The organism is Streptococcus sp. A12 (genome assembly GCF_905372335.1).
GTDB lineage: Bacteria > Bacillota > Bacilli > Lactobacillales > Streptococcaceae > Streptococcus.
Map to the genome: position 1 here is coordinate 1 of NZ_CAJPOU010000021.1, position 25,748 is coordinate 25,748.

Consider the following 25,748-nt stretch of genomic DNA (forward strand, 5'->3'; position numbering starts at 1 on the left):
GTTCCTCTGTTGTTGTAGTAGTTGTTGTAGTTGTAGGTTCCTCTGTTGTTGTAGTAGTTGTTGTAGTTGTAGGTTCCTCTGTTGTTGTAGTGGTTGTTGTAGTTGTAGGTTCCTCTGTTGTTGTAGTGGTTGTTGTAGTGGTTGTTGTAGTGGTTGTTGTAGTTTCCCCTTCACCTTCACCAGACGCATTGTAGATGGCTACCTTAGCAGGGTAGCTACGTTCACTCGGGAAGTTTTCAGCTTTCCACTTGATGACATTATTAACTACATCGCCTTTTTTCTTAGCTTCAGTCAACTCAGTTGTGTACTCCAAGAACATTGGCCAGTTCCAGTTGTCACCAAAGTTGATAGTGAAACCAGTGATTTGACCTGCATCATTCCTTGTATACACAGCTTTACTAGTGAAGTTATCAGATGGGCTAAGTTTTGAAAGTTGAGTTTCGCTTTCGATAGCTTTAGGTTGAGTTGCGTAACGTACAGCACGAAGGCTTCCTTCTACCAATACTTGTCCGTCTGCAAGCTCATCTGTGATAACCATCTTGTTCAATTTATCTTGACCAGCATTCAAGATAACTTTCCACTTGATACGTTTTGGATTTTGTGGGTCTTGATATCCATACTTGTACTCGTATTGACCAATCGCAGTAGAATCTGGCTCGTAAGTCAAGTTGTATGTTTGCTCACCATACTTGAATGTCTTTTGGCCAGGCTCAGTAACAGTAGCAGCATTTACAACGACGTTATACTTCAATGACATTCTTTTATTGTTAGGATTTTTAGAGAAATAGTCAGTGAACGTTACTGTTGTTTTACCAGTAGCTGGGTCAGCAACTGCATTACCAACGATGTCAGATCCGTTTTTGATTGGGAATTCTGACTTAGTAGGCCAGTTCAATTCTTTTGGCAAGTCAAGAACAAGTGTATCACCTGCATTGATTGCTTGAGAATCTGGGAAAGTAATGCTGTTTGTAGCTTCCATGGCTTGACCTCTACCTACTTTAGTATCAGCAGTAATAGGTTTGCCATCGAGGGTAATAGTCGTGTTGTTGGTATAGTTTGTAACTTCGTCAGCAAAAATCGTTGTTACGACTGTCAAAGCTAAAACTAGGACACTACAAAATGCTAAAACTCGCTTAATGCTTGTTTTTGTAGTTTGCATAATAAACTCCTTATTTATTAATTTTTTATCATTGTAACATAATTGTTTTACTTTGCAAAGTATTTTTTATCTTTTTCTTACTTATCGTTCATTTTTTTGTCTATTGAAGAAACGAAAAGTGATAATTGATAAGATGAAGCCTAGGATAGATAGGATCCAGCTCTCTTTTGTACCTGTATTCGGCAATCGATTTTCTCGAATTTCCCCACTATCTTTTTGGCTACTTATTATAGAATCAACTTTGGTTTCAACTTTTGGTTTTGTTGAAACATGATTGAGCTCCTCAACTTTATTACCAGGTTGGTCGTTTTTCTCGCTCTTCTTCACTACTTTTGTACCAAGTTCAGTAATTTCATGAACAGGTTCTTCGATCAGTGTCACTTGGATTAATTCCTTCTTGATGACACGACCTTCTTGAATAGTCAAGCGGTATTTGTATTGACGTTTACCTGTTTTCCCTTCTTGCAAGAGGGCAACTGTCCCTTCTGCTTTATTAGGATTCTCGACAATCCTCTTTTCAAAGGCGACAACTTCTACCTCAACTAGCTCCTCTGTTGTAATAGTAGAAAGTTGTTTTGTTCCAACTAAGATTACTCGAGTAACTGCTTTTCTGATAATCTTGGTATCAACCAATGTAGAAGAACGCTCTTCATCATTGAAGTAGTATTTTTCAAAAGTCTTATGGATCAGTCCGTCTTGGCCTTCTTGGAAGACTCTAGTTTCACCTTCTGCCAAGCTTTCGTCATTGCGATATTCTGTCTGATGAGTAATGACCTCATCCTCAGTCACCAAGACTGTACGCTCAACTCCAGCACCCACTACAACGACTTGGTTGATAGGTTGAGTCGTGATAACCGTTCTTAGATACTCACGTTGAGTTTCTTTTCCATTGACATAGGTTACTTGGTAGTAGTCTGTTTGACTTCCTTCTTGGCCTTCTACTTCGACCAAACGATAGGTTACAGGCTTAGACTTGTCCTCCCGAACGATGGTGTTGTATGGGATTGCGCTTGTTGTGCTGATTTCCTTGGTTTCAGTAACCTGAGAACCGATATGGATAATCTGTTCGAGTGCTGGACGCAACTCTTTGACGCTAATCAAGTCCGTCTTGACTAATACACCATCTTTATAAGTTAGCTGATAAATTTTTTCTACCAAGCCAGCTCGACCTTCTTGAACAAGCTTACGTTCACCTTTTGGCATGTTTTCATCAATAACGGTAACTGTTCTAAAGTTAGTCTCCTCAGTTCGCGTTTCCTGCTTCACTTTAACATTTGGAACATGTTTTGTCCCTACTAAAATGATGGTCGGAACTGCTTCTCTGACAGTTTTACTTTCGATCAGTTTTGAAGAACGTTCCTCGTCATTGAAGTATTGTTTCTCGATCGTCTTACGGATCAATCCATCCTGACCTTCTTGGATAATCTTTGTTTCACCTTCTGGAAGAGTGTCGTCATTACGGAATTCCGTTGGACTTGTGATTCGCTCTTCCTGAATTTCAAACATTATACGCTCGATTCCAGAACCTTCAACTAAGACTTTATTAACAGGCTGAACTGTAATATCCGTTCTGAGATGTTCACGTTTCGTTTCCTTACCATTGACATAAGTTACTTGATAGTAGTCTGTTTGTGTTCCTTCTTGACCCTCTACTTCAACAAGGCTGTAACCAACTGGCTTGGTCTTATCCTTACGAATAATGACATTGTAAGGGATTGGACTAGTTATGTTGATTTCCTTAGTTTCAGTGACTTGAGTACCGATATGGATAATCTCATCCTGAACTTTTTGAACTTCCTTGCTACTGATCAAGTCTGTCTTGATTAAGACTCCGTCTTTGTAAGTCAGTTGGTAAATTTTTTCAATGATACCAGTTCGACCTACTTGAACCACCTTCGTTTCACCTTTTGGTAGGTCTGGATCTTCGATGTTTTGAGTCTTATAGGCAATCTTCTCAGTCTGAGTGTCTTGTTCTACCTTGATGGTTGGTACATGTTTTGTACCCACTAAGATGATCGTTGGAGTTGCTTCTTTGATCAATTTGCTTTCTACTAATTTCGTAGAACGCAACTCATCATTGAAGTAACGTTTCTCGATTGTCTTACGAAGGAGTCCTTCCTCACCAACTTGGGTAATCTTCGTTTCACCTTCTGGAAGTGTGTCATCGTTGCGGTACTCAGTTGTACTTGTGATCTTGTCTTCTTGAATTTCAAAGAGAGCACGTTCTACTCCTGCACCTTCGACAATCACCTTGTCAACAGCTTCTCTAACGACCGTTGTCTTCAAATGTTCCCGTTTGGTTTCGGTACCATTGATGAAGGTTACTTTATAGAGGTCTGATTTCTCACCATCTTGGCCTTCTACTTCAGTCACTCGATAGCCGATTGGTTTCGTAGTGTCTTTGCGAACCTTGACTATAAATGGAATTGGGCTTGTCTCGCTTGCTTCTCTAATTTCTTTGACACGAGTTCCGACTTGGATGATTTCATCTACTGGATCTGTAGTAATGTTAGATTCTACAAATGTACGAGATGTCTCTTCTCCATTCACTTTCGTTACAGAGTAGCGATTTGTTTTCTGGCCTTTCTTACCTGCCTGGATAACCTTAGTTGCCCCTGCAGGAAGCTGATCTGAAAACTCTTTGAGAGTATTGTAATCGATTGACTCTGTCTCATCTACAAGCTCAGTTGTTTCCACGATAGGTGTCGCATTCCCGACACGAACGACACGGTTGACTGCATCTGTAATTTTGTGTTCAGAAACGATGGTACGACCGATTTCTTTACCATTTCGATAGCTGACCAAGAAGGTGCGGATAATCTGTCCTGGAGTTCCTTCTTCATCGACAACACTTTCTCCTGCTGGAAGTGTATTGTCTGAGACATAAATCGTCTTGAATGGAACATCAACTTGCTCATCCAATGTACGTTCTGTCATCTTAGAAGTACCGATTACAGTGATTTCATCAACTGCTTTTGGTTCTTCCACTTTCGAGATTTCTTGACGAGCAACTTCAACATCATCCTCATAGGTGACTTCATAAGTTGTTGTTATTGTACCTGGTGAGCCGACCTGAGTAATCTTACTGTAGCCTTCTGGTTGAGTTTCATCTTTTTCAATAACCTTGTTGAATTTTTTTTCTTCGACAACAACTACAGATCTGACTGAGACAACTACACCGAGACCTTTAACAATAATCTTGTCTTTCTTCTCTTTAAGGACATTTTCATTGACCAAGGCACGGTCAACAAGTTCATCATTGAGGTAAGTCAGTTTGTATTGCTTTTCAATTCGACCTTTCTCACCGTCTTGACGGACTTCTTCGTAACCTTTTGGTTTCGTATAGTCGTATTCGATGACTGTTTCAAAGTCTACATCTTTGATTTCAGTAGTGTATTCTGCTTTTTCTACTGCACTACCAACTGTGATAATGTGTTTGACTGGTTTGTCAATTACTGTTTCAGACATCAATGTCTTACCAGCTTCCTTACCATTCAGTTTTCTGATTTGGTAAGTCTTTTCAACTGAACCATTCTTACCAGCTTGATTTTCAAATTGATAAGTCTTTGGTTTTGTTGGATCCGTTCTAATTTCTGTTTCGTATTCAACAGTTTCTTTCTCAGTAACAGTTTCAAATGTTTCTGTCGCTGTACCAATCAAGACGATTTCTCTCGTAGGCTCTTGAATTACTTCCTCAGATTCAATCTGACGACCTACAATTGTATCACCAACTTTGGTAATCTTATAAACATTAACTTTCTTACCAGGTACACCTTTTTGTACAGTTTCTTTAAATCCAATAGGAAGTTCATCTGTTTCACGAGTTTCGATGATGTACTCTGTTGTTGTCGTTGTCCGAAGTGTTTCAACCGTTTTGTCACCAACGATATCTACCGGAGCTAATGGCTTGCCATCAAGAGTGTTACGTCCAAGGAAGACATTATTACTCTTGGCATTTAAGTTCACCCACTCACCATTATATAGTCTAAAGAAACCATTTTTGTTTGGTGTGTCTGCGATGAACTTGTTGTCTGTTGCTGTTACTTTGACAGTGTCGTTAAGACGGTTGATACCAAAGAAGGCTTGCATCAAGTCTTTGATAACTGCTCCGTCTGTTTTACGAGTAACATCATAACGTTGCCATGGTTCATTGTCTTTATACTTGAAGGTATTGCTATTGACATAAATCGAAGCAGCGTTTGTACTTTCAATCGCAACCGCATTTTTCCATCTAGATTTAATCTTAGAGACGGTCAACTCATTGTTATCAATGTTAATGCTTCCTCTAGTTTTAGTAAATGGTACTTTTGTAACCTTGTTGACACGTTTACCAGTTGTACGGTCAATAACACTTGCTACATAAGTTGTATCATCATTGATGTAAATCGGTAACTGCTTGATGTCATCTACTTCAATCTTGTTTCTTGAAATAGTAATGTCACCTGAACCGCCACCTTCAACACCTCTAGATGCTTGGGCTGTATTATTGTTAACAGAGATGATATAGTCTGTCGAATCACCAGTGATGGTGTTTCCTTCGATATTCAGGCTATAATCGTTTGAACTTTCGTTATTTCTAAAGAGGATACCAAATGTTCCTAGTTGTCCATCTTCAAATGGTTTTGTCAAACCTTCGATAGTGTTATTTGAAATGACATAACGACCTTTATCAAGAGGTTTAGTCCATTTATGGTTTTTCTCATTTGTCAGGATAGAGATAGCTGTGTAACCACGGTAACGAGCTGGATCATCATCATCGTTTTCCAACTTAGAGTTTGGATCTTGTGTTACCTTGTTGTTACGAATAATGACATCTGTCATAGGGTTAGCACGGTTATAAACCTCGATACCATTCAAACGGTCTCCGAGTGAAACGTTGTTTTCGATGAGGATCTTATTCCCATCATGGATATCCAATCCTTTACGGTAGTTGTAGTTGGTATAGTTCCCAGTATAGGTAATACCATCATTATAAGACCCTGCCATTGAGGCTGCGCCATATCCAGTACCACCATCCAACACATGCCCGTTGTAAGATAAGATATTATTGTCAACAACAAAATTACGTTGGTAACCGAACATAACACCAGCAACACGGTTATTGTGAAGGAAAGAGTTGGTTACCTTGTTGCCGTCCATGATTGGAACATCTGGATCTCCGATAGACTTGACTTCGTTTGAAACTTTTTCGGAGATACTACTATAACGGATTGGTCTTCCATTGCTATCATACTCTTGCGCTGTTGCCTTGCTTGAACCAAAGAAGACACCAGCTCTGTTGAATTTCATGGCACGAACATCATTAATCGTAACATTTGAAGAATCGTTTACATAGATACCGTTTGAACGTCCAAAGTATGATTTCCCTTTACGGTAAAACTCATTATCTTTAGTGTAGTCTGATGAATCATAGGCATGCTCAACCGTTAAGCGACCTACAGTAAAGTTATTCTGATTTTGAATGAGGATTGCAGACTCGTAACGGTTATCTGTCAAGTTTGTTTCCGGATCGTGCTCGCCATCTTGCTTTTTGTTAAACACGATTTTTGTATTGTTACGACTTGGACCACTACCAATCAAACCTTTTACATTAGCATAGTTTTCATCAATAACCAAGGTATTCTTCAGCAAAACTGTCCCTGATAGCATAACAGAAGCGCCACCCTCAACCTCGTTGGCCGCAGAGAGCGCCTTTTTGATTGCTTCACTTGCTTCAACTTTTCCTGTTGTATCAAGACCAAAATCTGTTGCTTTTACATATTTACCGTAATCCGCATCATCGTATACTTTTGTATTGCTAGCTGCAGCTCTTCTACGACGGACTTTAGGAGTTGGAGTTGCTGCCGTTTCAGCTTCATTTGTACTTGTATCGGAAGGTGTAACCGAAGCAGGAATTGGAGCTTCCTTCTTTTCTACACTATTAAGAGTTGTTTCGGCTTTACTATCTTTATCAGAAGAAGATGTCTCTGTCGAAGGGTTCTTAGCATCCTCCTCAGAGCTTTTCGTTTCCTTTTCCGTTAAAGCCGGAGCTGGATATTTCTTATCTTCCTGATCAACTGCCAGCTTTTCTTCTGAATTTGGCTCTGTAACTACTCTTGTTTCAGCTTCTGGAATAGAAACCGTTGTATTCAATGCTGGTTGGTTTTCATCCTGATTCTTAATAAGACTTTCATTTGAATTGTCAAAAGAATCCGCACTAGCTTTTACCTGTCCTAATTGAAATGTTGTTAACACCCCAATTGCTAACAAAGAGTACTTGGTTGTTTTTTTTATATTCATAATTCCTCCTCTTTCATTTAATTCTTCCCACTTTTCTTAATCTATACTTTTCAACTAAACCAACCTTTTAACAAAGATTCAATTATTTATAAGGTGGATAGAAATGAATTTTACTTTAATGATACTTATTGTTTGATAGAAAGTCAACTATTTTATTATATAAATTTTTACCTAAAATAATTCCTTTTCTATTTTCCTTTAATCCTCTATAAAACTGAAGAACGTTCACTATATAGCTTCTATCAATCTCTTATTAAATAATAAAAAGCTGCCGTGTATAACCGACAGCTTTATTCAAATGTCATTTGAGATTTAAAAACATTCAAGACACTTACATTTTGCTCTAAAATTAAGAAAAGATTCTTCAGATTACTTCTCTAACACAAGAACATCTTCTGTAGAGAAAAAGCTTTCTTTATAGCCAGAAGCTTCATATGCTTTCAAGATATCCGCTTCAAAATAGCCTTTTCCTTCTTGCCTTGTCACTCTCGGTACAACAACATAATCAATATTTGAGTCAACTTTTTTATCATTATGATAGTAGATATCATATAGTTTTTCATGTTGCCGAAGACTTGGAGTATAACTCCCCGTCGTTACTACTGAAGACTCAATTGGCAAATCTTTTAATACTGATTGTATCCCTTCAAAATAATCCTTTCGGTTGTGGTAATATTTAATTTCAAAGTTCCATTTATGAGTGTAGCTATAGAGGATCCCTCCTGAAATCACTAAAGACGAAGCAACGAGAGCAACAAGGGCCTTTTCCCCTACTACTTTATAATTACTCAATTGATCCAACGCCAATAGCCCCATAATGAATAAAAGAGTAACTGATCCATAGCTATATTGGAAATTAATATCATATTGATAAAGCCAATCTGTTAGTAAATTAATCGCTAGCAGAGGAAGCATAAGGAAATAAGTTGATAGGCGTCGCTGGACAAGTGGCAAAAAGCCTAGAGGAAACAGAACTAAAAAGATATAGCCTAGTTTCTTAGCCGTAAACAGACTACCCAGAACATAAAGCGGATTTAAGATAGTGTTTTTCATCACCATTAACAATCCATTCTCCCCAGACATTAACAAATGACTATATCGAGAAACCATTGCACCTTCACCATATTTTGTCAATAGAAACATAGCAAATCCAAAGTAAATTACCGGCAAGACAAATGTACTAGCATATAACCACTTTTTGAATCTCGGAGATATAGAAAAACGATTCTGAAAGACAAAATAGAGTCCTAGCGATAGTACGTAGATAAAGGAATCCTCTTTTACAAAAAGGATGAGGAGAGCAAACAAGATCGTTCGTAAACGCCATTGAGAGATGATAGCGTAAAAAAGCCATAGAATTAAAGGGGGTAAAAAGCAGTTCTCATGAATGTGGTAACTGCCACTAGTGGTCATTGCTGGAGTAGCAAAAAATAATGCAATGACTAAAGGATTTAACAGTTTTGGCAATTGTAATTTCTTCAGTACCAGCCCGAGGGGAATTACAGCAGAAAACACAATAAGAATTTGTAAAATTTCTAATGTTTCTACATAAGGAAGCAACATGTAGAATGGAAGAATCGCATAAAAGATCGGAGAAATATGGACAGCAAAGTGCGATAAAGCCTTATCTCTCTCAAGCGTTGTTATCTGTGTGAAGTCTGTCTTCATCCTCTCAAACATTTGAGAGAAAATCCCAATATCAAATGTCGAACCTGAATTTGCCTTGACTTTATAATACACTACAACAGATAAGTAAAGGACATAGCAAACACCAACAATTAAAGTCATCAAGGTTAATCGTCGAACCCATACTTTACTGATTTTGTCTACAGCCAATCTACTGATAATCAGTCCGACTAATAATGCAATAATAATTGAAGTCAAAATTGGCCAAATTAAAGAAGTAAACTTTGATTCAGCGATATTAAAAGAATGAATTTTTAGGGCTTCATCCTGAAAATTTCCACTTGCTTGAAGGAGCAGCTTGGGAAAGGATAGCACTACTAATACTAAGAAAACAATTGCATACCTTATTTTGTCTAGATAGAAAAATAAGAATAAAGCAACTGAAATCATAATCAATCCCAGAGATAAGAATAAGGTTGGACTTTTAAGAATTGCTACAAATAGAATTAAAGCTGTCAAAAAAGTATTGAGAACACCGATATCAATGAGTTTCTTATACTCACCAATAAACCATAGAAATGGGTAACTGATGACAACCCCGATAATTGTCCCAACAATTCCTACTTCTCCTAATTTTAGAAAGAGCGCTTCAGTCGAAAATCTAAGCAAATTAAACAAAACGACAATAAAGTAGGATCCTAACAGCAACCATAAATAGTTCATGTTGGCTAGATTCTTAATTTTTTTCATTTAAACCTCCCGTAATTATAAAATATTTTACCATAAACTGAAGAGCTTGCCTATTTAAAGATAAATAAAGGAGATAATTTTTGACTGCAGATTTCTCTTTTGAATTGGTTAATAAAAAAACTTATTTCTCACGAAATAAGTTCCCATAAACAGATAAAATTTCTTAGGTCACCTCAGTGATCAATCCTGTATCGACATCATAGACAGCTCCTGAGATAATGACATCGTCTGGAATCAGCGGTGAGGCCTTTAAGAGAGCAACATCCTCCCGGACGCTCTCGTAAATATCTTGGAAGGGTAGGAAGTCTTGGTCTCCAACATCAACTCCCAGTTCCTTCTTCAGATGCTGACGGAAGCCTTCATTCTCAAAGGTTTGCGCTCCACAGTCTGTGTGGTGCAAGACCACGATTTCTCGAGTGCCCATCTGTTGCTGCGAAATGACCAAGGAACGAATCATATCCTCTGTCACGCGTCCACCTGCATTCCGCAAAATATGGGCATCCCCCAAAGCAAGCCCTAGTGCTGGTGCGACGTGAAGGCGAGAGTCCATACAGGTCACAATGGCCACTTGCGTTTTCGGTTTGATGGGGAGATGAAGGTCTCCGTGCAATTCAACATAGGCTTGATTGGCTTTTAAAAAATTCTCAAAATAGGACATTAGGAACTTCCTTTCTGGTCGATAAATAGTTTGAATGCCAAATTATTTACACTCTATCTTACCATCTTTTTCCCAGATTGTCAGTTGTCAGCCTACATGAAAAAGGAGAGTAAAAGCAAACCGACTTCTACGCTCCTTTCTTATCTTATGATCGTCTTGGTAAATAGCGATTCAGCAAGCCAGCAAAGGTCTGAAGGTTGAGACTTTGAACATAGACCTCACCAGTCCCTCTAAAGGTATTGACAACACCCTCACCTGTTCCGATGGACTGCCAGAAACCATTTTCCAAATGAATATTATAATCCAAAGACTGGCTCCAAGCAACGACATGGGCATTATCGATGGTGATTTCTTGATTGTTTAACTCAATTTTTTTAATAGAGCCGTAGGCATTCACCAAGAGGGTCCCTTGCCCTTGGGTCGTCATGACGAAGAATCCTCCCTGACCACCAAAAAGAGCCTTACCGATCGATTGGGTTTCCATTGTATAGTACGCTGAACCATCAAGTGCAAGGAAGGCACCATCGTTCAATCGATACTGCTTTTCGCCCAAGTAGAGAGGCACCACCTGACCTGGTGAGTCGGGTGCCAATGCTAGGTATGCATTATTAGACTGGGCAAATACCTGAGTAATAAAGGTACTTTCACCCGAAACCATTGACCGTCCAACAGCTTTCACAAAGCGTCCCACACCAGAGCCACTTGCATTCAATTTGGTGTTGAGGGTTACATTAGGTGTATGGTAGACCATACTCCCCTGTTGAATATAGACCGTTTCACCCTGATTGAGAGATAGCTCGACCAAAGGGAACTGAACATTGTTATCTGTAAAAAATTGCAAAATAAGTAACCCCCTATATTTAGTAAGTATAGAAAAAGTATAGCACAGGAAAAACCTTTTTGCAAACGATTCCAAGAACTGGTTAAAAAAAGACTTTTTTCAAAACTTCCCCTACCGTGGAGACTGCTATCACTTGAATGCCGTCTGGGATCGCGATCCCTTGGAGAGAATTTTTAGGTGCATAAATCTTAGTGAAACCAAGTTTCGCCGCTTCGTTGATCCGTTGCTCGATCCGAGTCACTCGGCGAATCTCACCGGTCAAGCCAATCTCACCGATAAAGGCCTCTTGCGGATTGGTTGGAAGTTCCTTGTAGCTGGAAGCAATGGCCACCGCTACAGCTAGGTCAATGGCTGGTTCGTCCAGTTTGACACCACCAGCTGACTTGAGATAGGCATCTTGATTTTGGAGAAGAAGTCCGCAACGTTTCTCTAACACAGCCATAATGAGACTGACCCGGTTAAAGTCCAGACCCGTTGTCGTCCGCTTGGCATTTCCAAATACAGTCGGTGTCACCAAGGCTTGAACTTCCGCCAAGATTGGTCTGCTTCCTTCCATGGTGACGACAATGGCAGAGCCAGTCGCCCCATCCAGGCGTTCTTCCAGGAAGACCTGACTGGGATTGAGGACCTCAACCAGTCCACCTGATTGCATCTCGAAAATCCCAATCTCATTGGTGGAGCCAAAGCGGTTCTTGACCGCTCTCAGGATCCGGAAGGTGTGGTGGCGCTCGCCCTCAAAGTAGAGCACCGTATCCACCATATGCTCAAGCATCCGAGGACCTGCCAAGGTTCCTTCTTTGGTCACATGGCCAACGATAAAGATGGCGATGTTATTGGTCTTGGCCAGCTGCATGAGCTCAGCCGTTACCTCACGTACCTGAGAGACTGATCCCTGCACCCCTGAAATTTCAGGAGACATAATAGTCTGAATGGAGTCAATGATGAGGAAGTTAGGCTGGATGCGTTCCACCTCTGCTCGCACGCTTTGCATATTGGTCTCGGCATAGAGGTAAAACTCGCTATCGATATCTCCCAATCGCTCTGCACGGAGTTTGATTTGCTGGGCTGATTCCTCTCCACTAACATAGAGAACAGTCCCCACTTGAGACAGCTGGGTCGACACTTGAAGGAGAAGGGTCGATTTCCCAATCCCTGGATCTCCCCCGATGAGAACGAGACTCCCTGGGACCACTCCTCCACCAAGTACACGGTTGAATTCCTCCATCTCGGTCTTAGTACGATGGATATTGATAGAGGTCACATCCGCCAGTTTCATGGGTTTGGTCTTTTCACCTGTCAAGGACACCCGGGCATTCTTAACTTCTGCAACTTCGACTTCCTCCACAAAGGAAGACCAAGAACCACAGTTAGGACAGCGCCCTAGGTATTTGGGTGAATTATAGGCACAATTTTGACAAATAAATGTCGTTTTTTTCTTTGCGATGATAAACCTCTTTCTAAATCTCTATCTCACACTCAATCACTTGGCAAAAATCAATCTTCTCATTTGGCACAAACTGGCCCATGAGCATGCGATGGGCTACAACTACCACAGTTTGATGTTCCCGATACTTAGCCATGCATTCTAGAAAACGAGTCTTCATCTCTACAGCTGTCTCATATTGAACAGGAGAATTTGGGAGCAACTCCCCCTTGTTTTCTAAAAACAGACATCTAGCTGTTTCAAAGTTCTCTATACCTGTTTCATAAACCTGCCATTCATGCAATAATGGCTCTACCCTCAAAGGAAGGCCAGTAGCACAGGATACATAAAAAGCCGTTTCTAAAGCTCGCGTTACTGCTGAAGCTACTAGCAGATCAGCTGATTGCAACAAGGGGTTTTGGCAAAGGTCCTGAGCCTGTTTCCTTCCCTTCTCAGATAAGGGAGCTAGATCCATTCCAAATCCGGAATAAGCACGCTCCTCTAACACACGATAATCTGGCTCCCCATGACGGACAAAGATAATCTTCATCTTAGTGCCCTGTTGACCCAAATCCACCAGTCCGCACGCCATCCGCCTCATCTCCATCTGCAATTAAGAAAGGAGCAAAGACAGCCTGAACTACACGTTCTCCAACTTCAAGGACGACTTCTTGGTCCGTGATATTTTTCATCTGAGCAAAGATATGGCCTTCATTTCCTGGATTGCCGTAGTAGTCTCCATCAATGACACCGACTGAGTTAATCAAGACTAAGCCCTTCTTACGAGGGTTTGAAGAACGATCATAAAGATAAAGTACTTCAGTCGGTTGCATATAGGCCTTGACTCCAGTTGGGACGAGGACGATTTCTCCTGGTGCAATGACCGTGCGATCAGCCACCTTTAAGTCGTAGCCAGCTGCGTGTACTGTCTCCCGTTTTGGCAGCAAGTCCTGATTGATATAGCTTGATACAAGTTCAAATCCACGAATTTTTGTCATCATAATTCCTCTTTCATTCTAAATAGTTTCTATCTCTTCTATTATACCATCACTTTTCCCTAGCGTCTCCCCTATACTACTATTCGTATTTTTTCTGACAAACACACAAAAGCCCCCTCAACCGAGGAGACTTTTGCAGGAGATTATATGAAAAAAGTAAACTGTATCAAACAAAGTTAGGAGGTCTTTGTTGATGAGACTAGTTTACCTCTTTCTCCTTAAAAAATCCTAAAGACTTTACAATTCTTGTAACAGATAGCGGAAGAGTTCGAGATTGCCTTTTTCTTCTTTAACAAGAAACTCTGGATGCCACTGCAAGCCAATGATACGATGACCATCTACTGCTTCGATGGCTTCAATGGTCTGATCGCGTGGGTCAATGGCTGTCACTCGAAAGTTAGGCGCCAAATCCTTGATGCTTTGGCGATGAACAGAATTGATCTGGCTAGCTTGTCCAAAGAGACGCTCCACCACACTGCCTTTTTTGGTCTCAATCGAATGAGAAGTGCCAAAAGGAAGTCCTTGCCAGTGCCCTTCCACTTCTTGATGGAGAGTCCCACCGAAGGCAACATTGACCAACTGAACTCCTCGGCAGATAGCTAGGACCGGCTTGTTTTGACGGACCGCTTCTTTTAGTAAGGCCAACTCAAACTGATCGCGCTCGAGATTGTAGTCATCACTCTCGATAGCAATCTCCTCTCCATAAAAGCTAGGATGGACATTTTGCCCCCCACTGAGGATGAGCTTGTCCACTGTTTCGATATAATCTTTGGCAAAAGATGGGTCTCCCACTGGGATGACCATAGGAAGGCCACCTACTTGCTTAATGGTTTCCGCAAACTTACAAGATACAGACGAATGGATATTTTTTCCATCTGGATCCACTGCACATAAATTAGCAGAGACTCCAACAATCGTTCTACACATGGCCTTCCCTCCTTTGATATTTCTAGTCCCTATTTTATCATCCCACCCTTAGAGCGTCTAATATGTATTTTTTAAGGGCCTGATAAAATTTTTTTATCACCGAAATCATAATTGTTTTCCCTTAAAATCTTCCTATGTCAAGTGAGTTTTTTTCCTTTTAGTATGGTAAAATAGAAATGAAATCTTCACGAAGGAGAATACTATGGATAAACAAACCGTTGCGGTCATCGGTCCTGGTTCTTGGGGAACTGCCCTTTCTCAAGTCCTCCACGATAATGGCCATGAAGTGCGGATCTGGGGAAACGTCTCAGAACAAATCGACGAAATCAATCAAGAACATACCAACAAACGCTACTTTAAGGATGTCCTGCTAGATCCAGGGATTAAGGCTTACCACAACTTGGATGAAGCCCTTTCTGGAGCAGATGCTGTCCTCTTTGTCGTCCCAACCAAGGTGACCCGACTCGTTGCCAAGCAAGTAGCTGAACTCTTGGACCATCCTGTTAAGGTCATGCACGCATCCAAAGGATTAGAACCAAACAGTCACAAACGGATTTCTCAAATCTTAGAAGAGGAAATCCCTGCTTCTCTACGTAGCGAGATTGTGGTCGTGTCTGGTCCAAGTCACGCTGAAGAAACAATTGTTCGCGATATCACTCTGATCACAGCAGCTTCTAAGGATTTAGAAACAGCTCGTTACGTTCAAGAGCTCTTCAGCAATCACTACTTCCGACTCTATACTAATACAGATGTGATTGGGGTAGAAACGGCTGGTGCCCTTAAAAATATTATTGCAGTCGGAGCTGGAGCCCTCCACGGACTCGGATTCGGAGACAATGCCAAGGCTGCCATCATCACGCGCGGCCTAGCTGAAATTACCCGTCTAGGAGTGAAACTTGGGGCTAGCCCATTGACCTATAGTGGATTATCCGGAGTTGGGGACCTGATCGTGACAGGAACTTCGATCCACTCTCGGAACTGGCGAGCAGGGGATGCTCTCGGTCGCGGTGAAAAACTAGAAGATATCGAAGCCAACATGGGCATGATCATCGAAGGGATTTCAACCACTAAGGCTGCCTACGAACTGGCCCAAGAGCTTGACGTCTACATGCCGATTACACAAGCCATCTACCAAGTGATTTATGAAGGGCAAGACATTCGTGAAGCCATTAACTTCATGATGAACAACGAATTTAAAGAAGAAAATGAGTGGAACTAAGGAATTTTTCCTTGCCAATCAGATCAACAACCAATCAGTCTTTAGTTAGGAAGGAATTATTATGACAAAAGTTAGGAAAGCAGTCATTCCTGCGGCCGGACTTGGAACGCGTTTCCTACCCGCAACCAAAGCCTTGGCCAAAGAAATGTTGCCAATCGTGGATAAGCCAACGATCCAATTCATCGTCGAAGAAGCCCTTAAGGCTGGCATCGAAGATATTCTCGTTGTCACTGGTAAGTCAAAACGTTCGATCGAAGACCACTTCGACTCAAACTTCGAACTTGAGTATAACCTCAAGGAAAAAGGAAAAAATGATCTGTTGAAACTGGTCGATGAAACTACCGGGATGCGCCTCCACTTCATTCGTCAAAAACATCCGCGTGGCCTTGGAGATGCTGTCCTTCAGGCCAAGGCCTTCATTGGGAATGAGCCTTTCGTTGTAATGCTGGGTGATGACCTCATGGATATCACAGATGATACAGCTACTACTCTCACCAAGCAATTGATGAATGACTATGACGAGACACATGCTTCAACCATTGCCGTCATGAAAGTTCCCCATGAAGAGGTTTCTGCCTACGGAGTCATTGCTCCTCAAGGGGAAGGCATCAACGGATTGTATAGCGTCGAAACCTTTGTCGAAAAACCGGCACCTGAAGAGGCACCGAGTGACCTTGCCATTATCGGTCGTTACTTGCTAACTCCAGAGATCTTCCAAATTTTGGAAAAACAAAAACCAGGCGCTGGAAATGAAATCCAATTAACAGATGCTATTGATACCTTAAACAAGACCCAACGAGTATTTGCCCGTGAGTATAAAGGCAGACGCTACGATGTGGGGGACAAGTTTGGTTTCATGAAAACATCTATTGATTATGCCTTGAAACACCCACAGGTTAAAGATGATCTCAAACAATACATCATTGATCTTGGAAAAAAATTAGAAGAAACAGGAAAAGGTACCGAGGAGTAAAAAATCCTCACCCTGACTTTTCGACTATAAAGCAAAGAGACCAGACTAAATGTCCGGCCTCTTTTTGTTTCTTAAAAAGTTTTATTTTAAGCTTTGTTCTGTTTGCGTTTTTCTACATAGAAGGCAAATCCAAGGGCACTAATCAAGACACCGCCGATGATACCAACCATTGAGATGGTTTGTCCAGTAGATGGCAATTTCTTGCTTTCTGTTTTTTCTTCTACCTTAGCTGCTGTTTTGTAGACAACTCCATAAGATGAAAAGTGATTGGTTGTGAAGGTTACCTTGCTCTTGTCTTCATTCAAGCTGAACTGGTAGGTCTCAACCTTGCCATCTTCTCCAATGCCTACAACAGATTCTACTTCTTTCTTAGGATCCACTGGCATCGTCACCACAGTTGGGCTGAATTGATGAACAGGGCCATTTTGATTTGACAACTGAATGTCGTAAATCTGATAGTCTTTACCTTTGAGGGCTTGGACATCCTTCAATACAGAAGCTGCCAAATTAAAGCCACCTTGGGCAAAGTCTGGGTTTTGTAGGGTGATTCCAGTAACAGGATCTACTAAAATGTAGGAATTCGTAGGAAGAACTGGACGATTGTTTGTAGTTGGAGCAGGGACAATCGTAGTTGATGTGTTTACATCCTTGTTTGGCTCAGTACTTGGTTGAGTTGGCTTGGTTTCGTTCTTGCTTGGCTCGGTACTTGGCTCAGTTGGTTGAGTTGCATCCTTGCTTGGTTCAGTCGTTGTAGTTGTGGTTTCATCCTTGCTTGGCTCGGTACTTGGCTCAGTTGGTTGAGTCTCATCCTTGCTTGGCTCAGTACTTGGAGCAGTTGTTGTAGTTGCATCTGTGCTTGGCTTGGTATTTGAAGCGGTTGTTGTAGTTGCGTCAGTGCTTGGCTCGATACTTGGAGCGGTTGTTGTAGTTGCGTCAGTGCTTGGCTCAGTACTTGGAGCGGTTGTTGTAGTTGCATCTGTGCTTGGCTCGGTACTTGGAGCAGTTGTTGTAGTTGCGTCAGTGCTTGGCTCAGTACTTGGAGCGGTTGTTGTAGTTGCGTCCGTTGGTTCCTTGTAATCATCTGGAAGAGATGCCCGATACGGATCATCTGTTCTACCCGCTTCTTTCAAGGTTGCTGAAAGCTCAGCTTCGTATTGTTTAAATTGTTTGAAAAGACGTTCAGAACGCGCAATTGATTCAGCAGTTACTTGATCCTCTGCCCCTTTTGCAGCTGCTTCATCAGCTTTCAAGGCAGCGTATTTTGCATCGCTCACTTTTTGTTCGATAATGAGCTGTTCTTCTAGTGCTTTCCAGTGATTTTGGATAGATTTTCCAAAGAGATCCTGGTTATTGATGGCCATTTGGTCGATGTGCCAAACTGTCCAATACCATGAATTTGGATCATAAGTAGCTGTTTGAGGTTTAAAGGCTTCGTAAGTATCTTTTACATTTCCATAGAATGGAACATAAGGGGTATTCCGTGAAGGTCCCATTCCGAGCCATACAGTTCCACCAAATGATTTTGGAAGATTTGGATTGATTTGGTAGACATGGGCATCAATCACATTTTCATTTCCTAAAGCATACTTGTATTGGTCTTTACGAACAGTATCGTTGCTACCATCGTCACCTTGTTTCTTAACACCGATTTGATCATCTGGTACAAAGCGGCCATTCAAGTGTTCAAAACGGTTCCGTTGCAAGGCAAAAGCATCTTCCAAGGTGTATTTTTTGTTTGGATCGGTTGGTGAACGGAAGAGCTCATACTCATCATCCTCATAAGTAACTTTAGAATCTGGATCTAGCAAGGTAATACCTGCATAGGTCCGTGAGCGGTCCCCTTCAGCATATTTTTCTGGTCCATACGATTTAGCGATATGGAAGTTACCATCTTTATCAGTCTTGTAGTTGCCAGATTCCTTGGCTACTTTTTCTACATCTTTAGAGGCGATGACATTTTCAGTGTCATTCAAATCAACATGACCTAGGTAGTAGGTATTTGCAAAGACTGCGTATTTATCTTCTGGCACCTTCACCGCTACATATTGGTGACCAGAAAGAATTTCCATATACCAAGTTTCATTTTGGTCTGCAAAGACGACCACATTCCCTTCAGCTGAACCTTTTTCTTCGATGACTTTAGCCAGTAATTCAACCCCTTCACGGGCAGTCTTCACACGTGGCAAGATGACATCTAGCATTGCTGCTTCTGGAAGTCCATTCTCTTTCAGTGGATCTTTTTCTAATACCTTTTTATTTGGAATTGCTGTAACAGTGGCAGTCATTGAAACACCAGCTTCGTTGAAGCCATGTTCCCCGAAAGCACCATTGCTACCATCTCCACGAGCGGAGTCATAAGTAGCTGTGTATTTCATTTCACTGGCAGCATGCGGGTAGGTGAAACCATTGGATTCGTCCTCGATTTGATCTCCCTCATTATAGGTCTTGGCATCGACAACAACATAGTTTTTGTTGTGTTTTCCACCATTTGGATAATAAGGATAGTCCTCAGTCCGGCCAAACAGGGTCGTTCCATCCTTGGTCAACTGGCGACCAATGATAAATCCACAGCAGGCCTGAACGGCTTGAATTGGTAGGAGTAAGAACGTCATCGCTACCAAAGCTAGTTTAAACAACCATTTCTTCATCGCAAATCTCCTTTTTGCTTATTTTATGTCCTCAAGCGGTTTTTGGACACAAGTAGGTTTTATATACCACCAGTCTACTCCTTTTGAATCAATATTGCAAGCGCTTTCTTTTTCACATTTTTATTCATTTATTTGTGATATTTTTTGCTTTCTCTATCGTTTTTAAGAAATATATACAAATAAACTGAGACTTCACTCAGTTTTCAGATAATTTACAAATGTGCTACAAATCAAATAAAGGGATAAAAGATAAAAGGCCAAACATAAAGAAGGATAGCCCCAACTGTATAAAGGGCCAGGGCTCCCCAGAGCCAGCTTTTTTTCAGGTTATCTCGCTCACCATAGACGGGAAAGACAAAGGCTAGAATCCCTCCTCCCGCCAGGCCTCCTAAGTGACCGGCTAGACTGATCCCCGGCATGAAACTAAAGAGGATATTGATCAGAATCAAGGAAGTATAACGTTGGCTCAGATAGCGAATATAGGGACTTCGAGCGATAAAGCGCAAACTGGCAATAGCACCAAAGATACCAGACAAGGCGGTAGAAGCCCCAGCTGCAACAGCAAGAGGAGAAAAAACCAAGACAAAAAGATTGCCCATTAAGCCGGATAAGAGGTAGAGGGCTAAAAAGGCCTTCGAGCCAAATAGATCTTCTGCGATTCTTCCGATAAAATAGAGGGTAACCATGTTCAAAACAAAGTGTTGCAAGCCAACATGAACAAAGATGGCAGCAAGCAACCGCCAGCTCTGGCTTGGGTCCACCTGGATTTCATATCCTAAGACACCCCCAAAGTCGTAGACAGTTTGAACTGATTCATAGTCAAAACCACGAAGCAATAACATGGATAGAAAAACGCCGGTTGTTAATAAGAGTAAGCTACTGGTCACCGGGTATTTCTTATCAAATAGTTGATTCATCCACAAGAACCTCCTGTACTGGAATATCATGGGGAGCAGGTGCAAAGTCTACTTCCTGGCAGGCATAGATGGTGCTGACGGTCGCTCCGTCGAAATCTGCCAAATAGCGATCGTAATAGCCTCCTCCATAACCTAGCCGATAGCCATCCTTTTGAAAGGCCACTCCAGGAACATGGATCAGGTCAATCTTCGACTGATCTACCGCTTGAGTTCCATTCTCTGGTTCTAAGAGACCAAAGGCTGTTGGTTTCAAGTTCTGCGGATCATATACTGCAAATTCCATGCGCCCTTTGGGATAGGTCTTTGGAATGACAACCTGTTTGCCATCTTCTTGAGCCGCATCAATCAAAAAACTTGTATCCACCTCATGTGGGAAGGACAAATAGGTCGCAATAACGCTTGCTGCTTGATAAGCTGGCAAAGAGCGCAACCGCTGGATCAAGGCTTGATCAGCCTTTCGCTTGTTCTCTGGCTCCAAGCCTTTCATCTTCTTCAATACACTTTTTCGAATACTTGCTTTCATTTCTATCTCTCTTTATTGGTTGGCTTTCATTTTTAAGAAAGGACTAATGGCTTTGATCCCAAAGTGCAGGGCTTCTTCCTTAGGACTCATTTGAGGGTGATGAAGGGCATAAGGGCTGTCCACTCCCAACCAGAACATGACTCCATCCACTTTTGACAAGAGATAACCAAAATCCTCTCCAGTCATGGCTGGTAGGATATCAATCAAGGTGATATCTTCTGCTTGATCAAAGAAGGTCATCAGTTCATCTGCCAAGTCTGGATTGTTTTCTACCGGCAAATAGCCCCCTTGCTTAAGTTCAAGATCTAGCTCCATATCAAAAGCATCTGCAACCCCTCTGGCAATCGTCTCGAGTCGCTTCTGGGTCAAGAGGTTCATTTCCATGGTCAGGGTCCGAATGGTCCCATGTAGAAAGGCCGTCTCCGCAATGACATTATTGGTCGTCCCCGCATGCATGGAACCGAAGGTCACAACTGCTCCCTCGATAGGATCGACATTCCGGCTAACAATGGTTTGGACCTGGGTGACAAAATAGCTGGCAGCGACCAGGGCATCCTTGGCTTCATGGGGAAAGGCAGCGTGTCCACCTTTTCCTTTAAAGGTCAGCTTCACTTCACAGGTCCCTGCAAAGAGCGTCCCCCGATTGGTCGCGATCTCGCCTACCTTTAGGTCTGGACGGACATGGAGGCCGTAGAATTGACCAGGCAACCAGTCTCCAAAGGCCCCAGCCTCATACATGAGCATGCCTCCAGCCTCATTTTCCTCGGCTGGTTGAAAGAGGAACAAGAGATTGTTCTTAGGCTGTTCTTGAACCAGTTGCTCCAGCAAGCCCAAGGCTAAGGTCATATGGACATCATGACCACAGGCATGCATCCGACCTTCGTGACGAGAGGCAAAGTCAAGACCAGTTTGCTCGATAATGGGCAGGCCATCAATATCCGTCCGCCAGCCAATGGTCTTTTCTGGATTGGAGCCCTTCAAAAAGACTAGAATCCCTGTCCGCCAGGTCCGTTGCTCGACGAATTCTTTTCCTTCGGTGATTTCTGCGATACGCTCCAAGAGGTAGGCTTGTGTTTTAAATTCTTCTAGTCCAATTTCTGGGATTTGATGCAGGTCTCGTCGAATTTTTACTAAATCAAGTGTCATATCCATCTTCCTCTTTTGAGAAGAAGCCGAGGTATCCCCCAGCTTCCTTTTCTTATTTCTCTATTATAGGTTACGCAAGGCATCCTCAAGTGCTGTTTTTTGTTGCGTCTGTTCGTCAATCGTCTTAATCACGCGCGCAGGCACACCCGCTACTACTACATTTTCAGGTACATCTTGGGTAACAATCGCACCCGCCGCTACGACAGAGCCATTGCCAACTTGAACCCCTTCGATGACGACGGCATTGGCGCCCACCAAGACGTTATCCCCGATACGAACAGGTTCTGCAGAGGCTGGCTCAATCACACCAGCAAGGACTGCTCCTGCTCCGATGTGGCTGTTTTTACCAACCGTTGCACGGCCACCAAGAATAGCTCCCATATCGATCATGGTCCCCGCACCAATTTCAGCACCGATATTGATGACAGCCCCCATCATGATCACCGCATTGTCTTCAATGGTCACCTGATCTCGAATAATCGCACCTGGTTCAATCCGGGCATTCAAATAACGCTTGTCCAGCAAAGGCACCGCTGAATTGCGACCATCTTGCTCTACGATATAATCTTTGTTTTCTATTAAGTTGGCAAGAAGGGGCTCAATCTCTTTCCAGTCTCCAAATAGGACATTTCCTAGTTTTACAACGGATGCTGGAAGCTCTCCTGCCAATTCCCCTTCAAAGGTCACTTTAACGTTGGTTTTCTTTTCTGCATTGCCGATAAAGGCGATAATCTCTTGTGCAGTCATTTTTTGTGCAGTCATGGCGATACCTCTTGTTCTATGTAGTCAGTCCTCTAGGAAGATAGGCTCCTTTTGAACTCTTTGATTTTACTATTATAGCATAATTTAATGGACACACTAAATCGCGACCTAGTCAAATGATTACAGTTGGTTCCTGCCATTTTGGTTCCTATTGGACCACTATTTTTTTCAATCGGTATTGATCCGAATTTTCGTCAAAATACAAATAGACTCGTTTGCTATCTGTAGTTGAATAGACTAGAGCGATGGTATCCACTTCTCCAGGATTGGGAATAATAAAAATCATGGAATCTGGATTTCCCAATTGAGAAGCTGCTTCTCGGATCTCCATCCCTTCTTGCCCATCCTGAGGCATCAGAGCTTGAAATTCGTCTGTGGTTTTGGTAGGTTCACCTAGCTTACTTTTATTGTTACCTACACTTAAACTAGTTATCTTTTCGGTATCATCAATCTTCTTAAAACTAATATAAACAAAACCAAATTGATCTGGCTGTTTATAGGTTAAATGTGTGCCTTGTTGTTCTGGGCTAAAATAGGAATAATTACCATTCCAAGCTTTCCCAAAGTGTTCAACAGTTTCCTCCGGCGTTACAAACTCTAATTTCTTATGATGGATCAAGTTCAGCAACTCGTCCAAACTAAAAGAGTGAACGCCATTGTTTTCATCCACATAGGGAGAATTTTTGGATGTCAGCTGCTTCGATTTCTTATCTGACTCACTCTTCTCTTCCTTTGTTGAGCTAGAAGATTCTGATGGTTGGCTAGAGGAGGCAGATGATGAGCTAGCGGATGTCGAACTGAAAGAATGACGGTCCTGTTTCTTACTTACTGGGCTATCCTGCTCTGTCTTATTGAGAGAACTGCTTACATAACCAAGCGCTATAATGGAGAGACTAAAGACGAGAACCATCCCCACAGCAACTGCAAAAAGTGAACCAAAACGGGGCAAGCCCGCTCCTCGAAAAGCATCCTCACGGACACTTCTCTTTACCCCTTTTTGATAGCTCCGAAGACTGGGACTTTCAAAAGCTTCTCCTTCAGGCCCACGATCCGAAAAGACCTCAGACACTTCCCGATTCCTACTTGGGAACTTAGACCATTCTCTTTGAATCTGTCTACCTTTTTCCATTCCATTTTCCCTTCTTTTTACTTAACTTTGTTTCTTAGGATCTAGTTGACTCTTGCGCAACAAGGAATAGGAACCGTCTACATGTTCCAGCTCCAATAAATAAGTTTTTCCCTTCTCATCCTGATAGGATAGTTGATAACCTTCCTGATCAGGCCCAATCTGGCGTCGGACGAAGGATTGTAGGCCCTGATAGTTGGCTAACAATGCCTTAAGATCTATCTTTTTTCCAAGCTCCAAACCTTGATAAACCTTTTCTGAAAAGGCTTTTTTCCCCTCCCGGTCTAGATTGGCTAGACTGGCGTCAATCTCTTCTAACAGATAGCTCCCATCAGTCCCCTTGCTAAAAAGCAAACGGATGGAGGCTCCCTTTCCTCTGTCGTCCCATCGATAGAGAAGAGAGAGACTGGGTTGCTTGCTTGCTGTAGATTGAAAGAGGACTTTCTCTTGGGGGTGGCCCATCTCCTTCAGAAGGGTCTCCAGGCGACTTCCAGTCTGCTTCAGACTACCGTTTTGGTTCTTTATCGATAGAGGAAAGTACTCGATCAGTTCCAAGGTCCATGGCGAATCCTTTTTTTCATTCGTTTCTTTTAAGAGTCGCTCCCCTTGAAATTCTTTCGCTTTAAAAGTTGATAAGTTCCTTATTTCACTTATCGCTGTAGAATTTTTCGGCGGATGACTAAGGACCTCTAACCCCATCCCTAGGAGGAGCGCTAGCAGCAGGAGACCAGGAATTGTTAACTTCTTGATGACTGTATCCATTTACTCCTCCTTATTCGACCTTGACTAGATGATAGCGAGCATCATTTTGGGCTTGCAAAGTGAGAAAGACGAGACCCTCTTGTGCACGGTAGGTTAGGACCAAAACTTTCTTTCTATCCTTATGATTCAAAAGCAATGATTGTGGCAAGCCTATCTTTTGTAAAATGTCTTCAAGCTTCATGCCGGTTTTCTCTTTCCCACTAGCAAGATTGGTAAAGGCTACCTTTTTCAGCTGTTTACTTTCCAGATGATCCTTAGAAGTTGGCTGATAGCCCTGAATAGCTGTTAGATAGTAGCCATCCTTCATATGGGTAAATTCAAATTGGTATCTATCTCGTCCATCTTGTGTCGTTCCATAGCTGAGACGAAGGAGCCGCGTTCTAGCTTTTGACTCGAGTCGAGCTTGCTTGGCTCCCCCTAATTTTTTAACCAGAGTCTCTGGTGTCGTCCCCTTGGTGCTTGGCACACCAGTCGCATCTCCTATTTTAAACTCCAGCAACTCCTCCAAATTCACCCCAACTTCTGGGTGATCTGATTTCGCCAGGAAGTCCTGCAGATAAGCTTCTTCCTGATGAAAGGTCACTTGCTGGTCTGTATTCAGCTGTTCTTGTGGCCTTCCAGAAGCAGCAAGCTCATAGGCTACTCCCAGCATTGCGAGGATTCCTAAAACAATCCCTCTTTTTTGGATGAAAACCAGGAGGGCTTTCAGATGTTTTCTTATTTTTTCCTTTACATTATCCATTCTGTGATCGAATCTGTATCCCTTTCCGTCCAACTGTTCACGCCTATTTCCTTTAGCAACATATCCTACTATACCATAAATAGCCAGTCCTCGCTAGAATAGAGAAAGACCTGGAATGTCTATTCCAGATCTTTTTTCTAGCTTTAGGAAAGTTGAATTTCTTCCTTTCTTTTCCCTACCATTGTGAAGTGGGAAAGTGACCTAACCTTAGTCGTCACCTTTTTTAGCAAGAAGGAAATCTCCATCTGATTGTTTCACAAACGTTAACT

At 42.0% G+C, this 25,748-nt stretch carries 19 protein-coding genes; 2 read left to right on the plus strand and 17 right to left on the minus strand.

Annotated features, from left to right (window positions below; genetic code table 11):
* The 9 genes from QZ158_RS04370 to QZ158_RS04410 form a co-directional block, all read right to left on the minus strand.
* Nucleotides 1–1,159, minus strand: a 1,159-nt coding sequence (locus QZ158_RS04370) for an Ig-like domain-containing protein (protein WP_293882616.1), incomplete at its 3' end; no start/stop codon positions are given.
* Between the two features lie 81 nt (nt 1,160–1,240).
* A complete protein-coding gene (locus QZ158_RS04375; RefSeq protein WP_293882619.1) occupies nt 1,241–7,438 on the minus strand; it encodes a G5 domain-containing protein in 6,198 nt (2,065 codons plus the stop codon).
* Between the two features lie 369 nt (nt 7,439–7,807).
* Nucleotides 7,808–9,814, minus strand: a complete 2,007-nt coding sequence (locus QZ158_RS04380) for a DUF2079 domain-containing protein (protein ID WP_293882623.1) — start codon at nt 9,812–9,814, stop codon at nt 7,808–7,810.
* Nucleotides 9,815–9,977: 163 nt separating this feature from the next.
* Nucleotides 9,978–10,472, minus strand: coding sequence for a carbonic anhydrase (locus QZ158_RS04385; protein WP_048789247.1), 495 nt, complete (start codon nt 10,470–10,472; stop codon nt 9,978–9,980).
* Nucleotides 10,473–10,617: 145 nt separating this feature from the next.
* Complete coding sequence (locus QZ158_RS04390) at nt 10,618–11,313, minus strand: TIGR00266 family protein (protein WP_293882628.1); 696 nt, start codon at nt 11,311–11,313, stop codon at nt 10,618–10,620.
* Nucleotides 11,314–11,395: 82 nt separating this feature from the next.
* On the minus strand, nt 11,396–12,757 hold the full coding sequence (gene radA / locus QZ158_RS04395) for a DNA repair protein RadA (protein WP_293882660.1): 1,362 nt from the start codon (nt 12,755–12,757) through the stop codon (nt 11,396–11,398).
* A 13-nt stretch (nt 12,758–12,770) separates the two neighbouring features.
* Complete coding sequence (locus QZ158_RS04400; protein ID WP_293882631.1) at nt 12,771–13,328, minus strand: histidine phosphatase family protein; 558 nt, start codon at nt 13,326–13,328, stop codon at nt 12,771–12,773.
* Nucleotides 13,288–13,734, minus strand: a complete 447-nt coding sequence (locus QZ158_RS04405) for a dUTP diphosphatase (RefSeq protein WP_293882664.1) — start codon at nt 13,732–13,734, stop codon at nt 13,288–13,290. Before QZ158_RS04405 ends, QZ158_RS04400 begins: the two co-directional genes overlap by 41 nt.
* Nucleotides 13,735–13,971: 237 nt before the next feature.
* Complete coding sequence (locus QZ158_RS04410; RefSeq protein ID WP_048716619.1) at nt 13,972–14,661, minus strand: gamma-glutamyl-gamma-aminobutyrate hydrolase family protein; 690 nt, start codon at nt 14,659–14,661, stop codon at nt 13,972–13,974.
* A gap of 202 nt (nt 14,662–14,863) precedes the next feature.
* Between QZ158_RS04410 and QZ158_RS04415 the strand changes: the two genes are divergently transcribed.
* Nucleotides 14,864–15,880: an NAD(P)H-dependent glycerol-3-phosphate dehydrogenase gene (locus QZ158_RS04415; protein ID WP_048691428.1), complete on the plus strand. Its 1,017-nt coding sequence runs from the start codon at nt 14,864–14,866 to the stop codon at nt 15,878–15,880.
* Between the two features lie 61 nt (nt 15,881–15,941).
* Nucleotides 15,942–16,853 carry a UTP--glucose-1-phosphate uridylyltransferase GalU gene (galU, locus tag QZ158_RS04420; RefSeq protein ID WP_293882639.1) on the plus strand — a complete coding sequence of 304 codons (912 nt, stop codon included), beginning with the start codon at nt 15,942–15,944 and terminating at the stop codon, nt 16,851–16,853.
* Between the two features lie 86 nt (nt 16,854–16,939).
* Here the strand turns inward: galU and QZ158_RS08210 are convergent, their stop codons facing one another.
* The 8 genes from QZ158_RS08210 to QZ158_RS04465 all read right to left on the minus strand — a co-directional run bounded on the left by QZ158_RS08210 (nt 16,940) and on the right by QZ158_RS04465 (nt 25,389).
* On the minus strand, nt 16,940–19,501 hold the full coding sequence (locus tag QZ158_RS08210) for a C69 family dipeptidase (RefSeq protein ID WP_366928183.1): 2,562 nt from the start codon (nt 19,499–19,501) through the stop codon (nt 16,940–16,942).
* Between the two features lie 230 nt (nt 19,502–19,731).
* Nucleotides 19,732–20,418, minus strand: a complete 687-nt coding sequence (locus QZ158_RS04435; RefSeq protein ID WP_293882642.1) for a rhomboid family intramembrane serine protease — start codon at nt 20,416–20,418, stop codon at nt 19,732–19,734.
* Nucleotides 20,402–20,941: a 5-formyltetrahydrofolate cyclo-ligase gene (locus QZ158_RS04440; RefSeq protein ID WP_293882645.1), complete on the minus strand. Its 540-nt coding sequence runs from the start codon at nt 20,939–20,941 to the stop codon at nt 20,402–20,404. Before QZ158_RS04440 ends, QZ158_RS04435 begins: the two co-directional genes overlap by 17 nt.
* 12 nt (nt 20,942–20,953) lie before the next feature.
* Nucleotides 20,954–22,087 carry an N-acetyldiaminopimelate deacetylase gene (locus QZ158_RS04445; RefSeq protein ID WP_293882648.1) on the minus strand — a complete coding sequence of 378 codons (1,134 nt, stop codon included), beginning with the start codon at nt 22,085–22,087 and terminating at the stop codon, nt 20,954–20,956.
* 63 nt (nt 22,088–22,150) lie between these two features.
* The gene (gene dapD / locus QZ158_RS04450; protein ID WP_293882650.1) at nt 22,151–22,849 is read right to left on the minus strand and encodes a 2,3,4,5-tetrahydropyridine-2,6-dicarboxylate N-acetyltransferase; all 699 of its coding nucleotides are present in this window, start codon (nt 22,847–22,849) and stop codon (nt 22,151–22,153) included.
* Nucleotides 22,850–22,997: 148 nt separating this feature from the next.
* Nucleotides 22,998–23,978, minus strand: a complete 981-nt coding sequence (locus tag QZ158_RS04455; RefSeq protein ID WP_293882652.1) for a hypothetical protein — start codon at nt 23,976–23,978, stop codon at nt 22,998–23,000.
* 21 nt (nt 23,979–23,999) lie between these two features.
* The gene (locus QZ158_RS04460; RefSeq protein ID WP_293882655.1) at nt 24,000–24,737 is read right to left on the minus strand and encodes a hypothetical protein; all 738 of its coding nucleotides are present in this window, start codon (nt 24,735–24,737) and stop codon (nt 24,000–24,002) included.
* Between the two features lie 10 nt (nt 24,738–24,747).
* A complete protein-coding gene (locus QZ158_RS04465; RefSeq protein WP_293882658.1) occupies nt 24,748–25,389 on the minus strand; it encodes a hypothetical protein in 642 nt (213 codons plus the stop codon).
* Nucleotides 25,390–25,748 lie beyond the last annotated feature (359 nt).

Excerpts from the sequence above, each read along its gene's own strand:
- QZ158_RS04465 (WP_293882658.1), bottom strand. The coding sequence starts at position 25,389 with ATGCTGGGAGTAGCCTATGAGCTTGCTGCTTCTGGAAGGCCACAAGAA.
- QZ158_RS04440 (WP_293882645.1), bottom strand. The coding sequence starts at position 20,941 with ATGAAAGCAAGTATTCGAAAAAGTGTATTGAAGAAGATGAAAGGCTTG.
- QZ158_RS04405 (WP_293882664.1), bottom strand. The coding sequence starts at position 13,734 with ATGACAAAAATTCGTGGATTTGAACTTGTATCAAGCTATATCAATCAG.
- QZ158_RS04455 (WP_293882652.1), bottom strand. The coding sequence starts at position 23,978 with ATGGAAAAAGGTAGACAGATTCAAAGAGAATGGTCTAAGTTCCCAAGT.
- dapD (WP_293882650.1), bottom strand. The coding sequence starts at position 22,849 with ATGACTGCACAAAAAATGACTGCACAAGAGATTATCGCCTTTATCGGC.
- QZ158_RS04410 (WP_048716619.1), bottom strand. The coding sequence starts at position 14,661 with ATGTGTAGAACGATTGTTGGAGTCTCTGCTAATTTATGTGCAGTGGAT.
- QZ158_RS04435 (WP_293882642.1), bottom strand. The coding sequence starts at position 20,418 with ATGAATCAACTATTTGATAAGAAATACCCGGTGACCAGTAGCTTACTC.
- QZ158_RS04445 (WP_293882648.1), bottom strand. The coding sequence starts at position 22,087 with ATGACACTTGATTTAGTAAAAATTCGACGAGACCTGCATCAAATCCCA.
- QZ158_RS04375 (WP_293882619.1), bottom strand. The coding sequence starts at position 7,438 with ATGAATATAAAAAAAACAACCAAGTACTCTTTGTTAGCAATTGGGGTG.
- galU (WP_293882639.1), top strand. The coding sequence starts at position 15,942 with ATGACAAAAGTTAGGAAAGCAGTCATTCCTGCGGCCGGACTTGGAACG.
- QZ158_RS04380 (WP_293882623.1), bottom strand. The coding sequence starts at position 9,814 with ATGAAAAAAATTAAGAATCTAGCCAACATGAACTATTTATGGTTGCTG.
- QZ158_RS08210 (WP_366928183.1), bottom strand. The coding sequence starts at position 19,501 with ATGAAGAAATGGTTGTTTAAACTAGCTTTGGTAGCGATGACGTTCTTA.
- QZ158_RS04385 (WP_048789247.1), bottom strand. The coding sequence starts at position 10,472 with ATGTCCTATTTTGAGAATTTTTTAAAAGCCAATCAAGCCTATGTTGAA.
- QZ158_RS04415 (WP_048691428.1), top strand. The coding sequence starts at position 14,864 with ATGGATAAACAAACCGTTGCGGTCATCGGTCCTGGTTCTTGGGGAACT.
- QZ158_RS04400 (WP_293882631.1), bottom strand. The coding sequence starts at position 13,328 with ATGGCGTGCGGACTGGTGGATTTGGGTCAACAGGGCACTAAGATGAAG.
- QZ158_RS04460 (WP_293882655.1), bottom strand. The coding sequence starts at position 24,737 with ATGGATACAGTCATCAAGAAGTTAACAATTCCTGGTCTCCTGCTGCTA.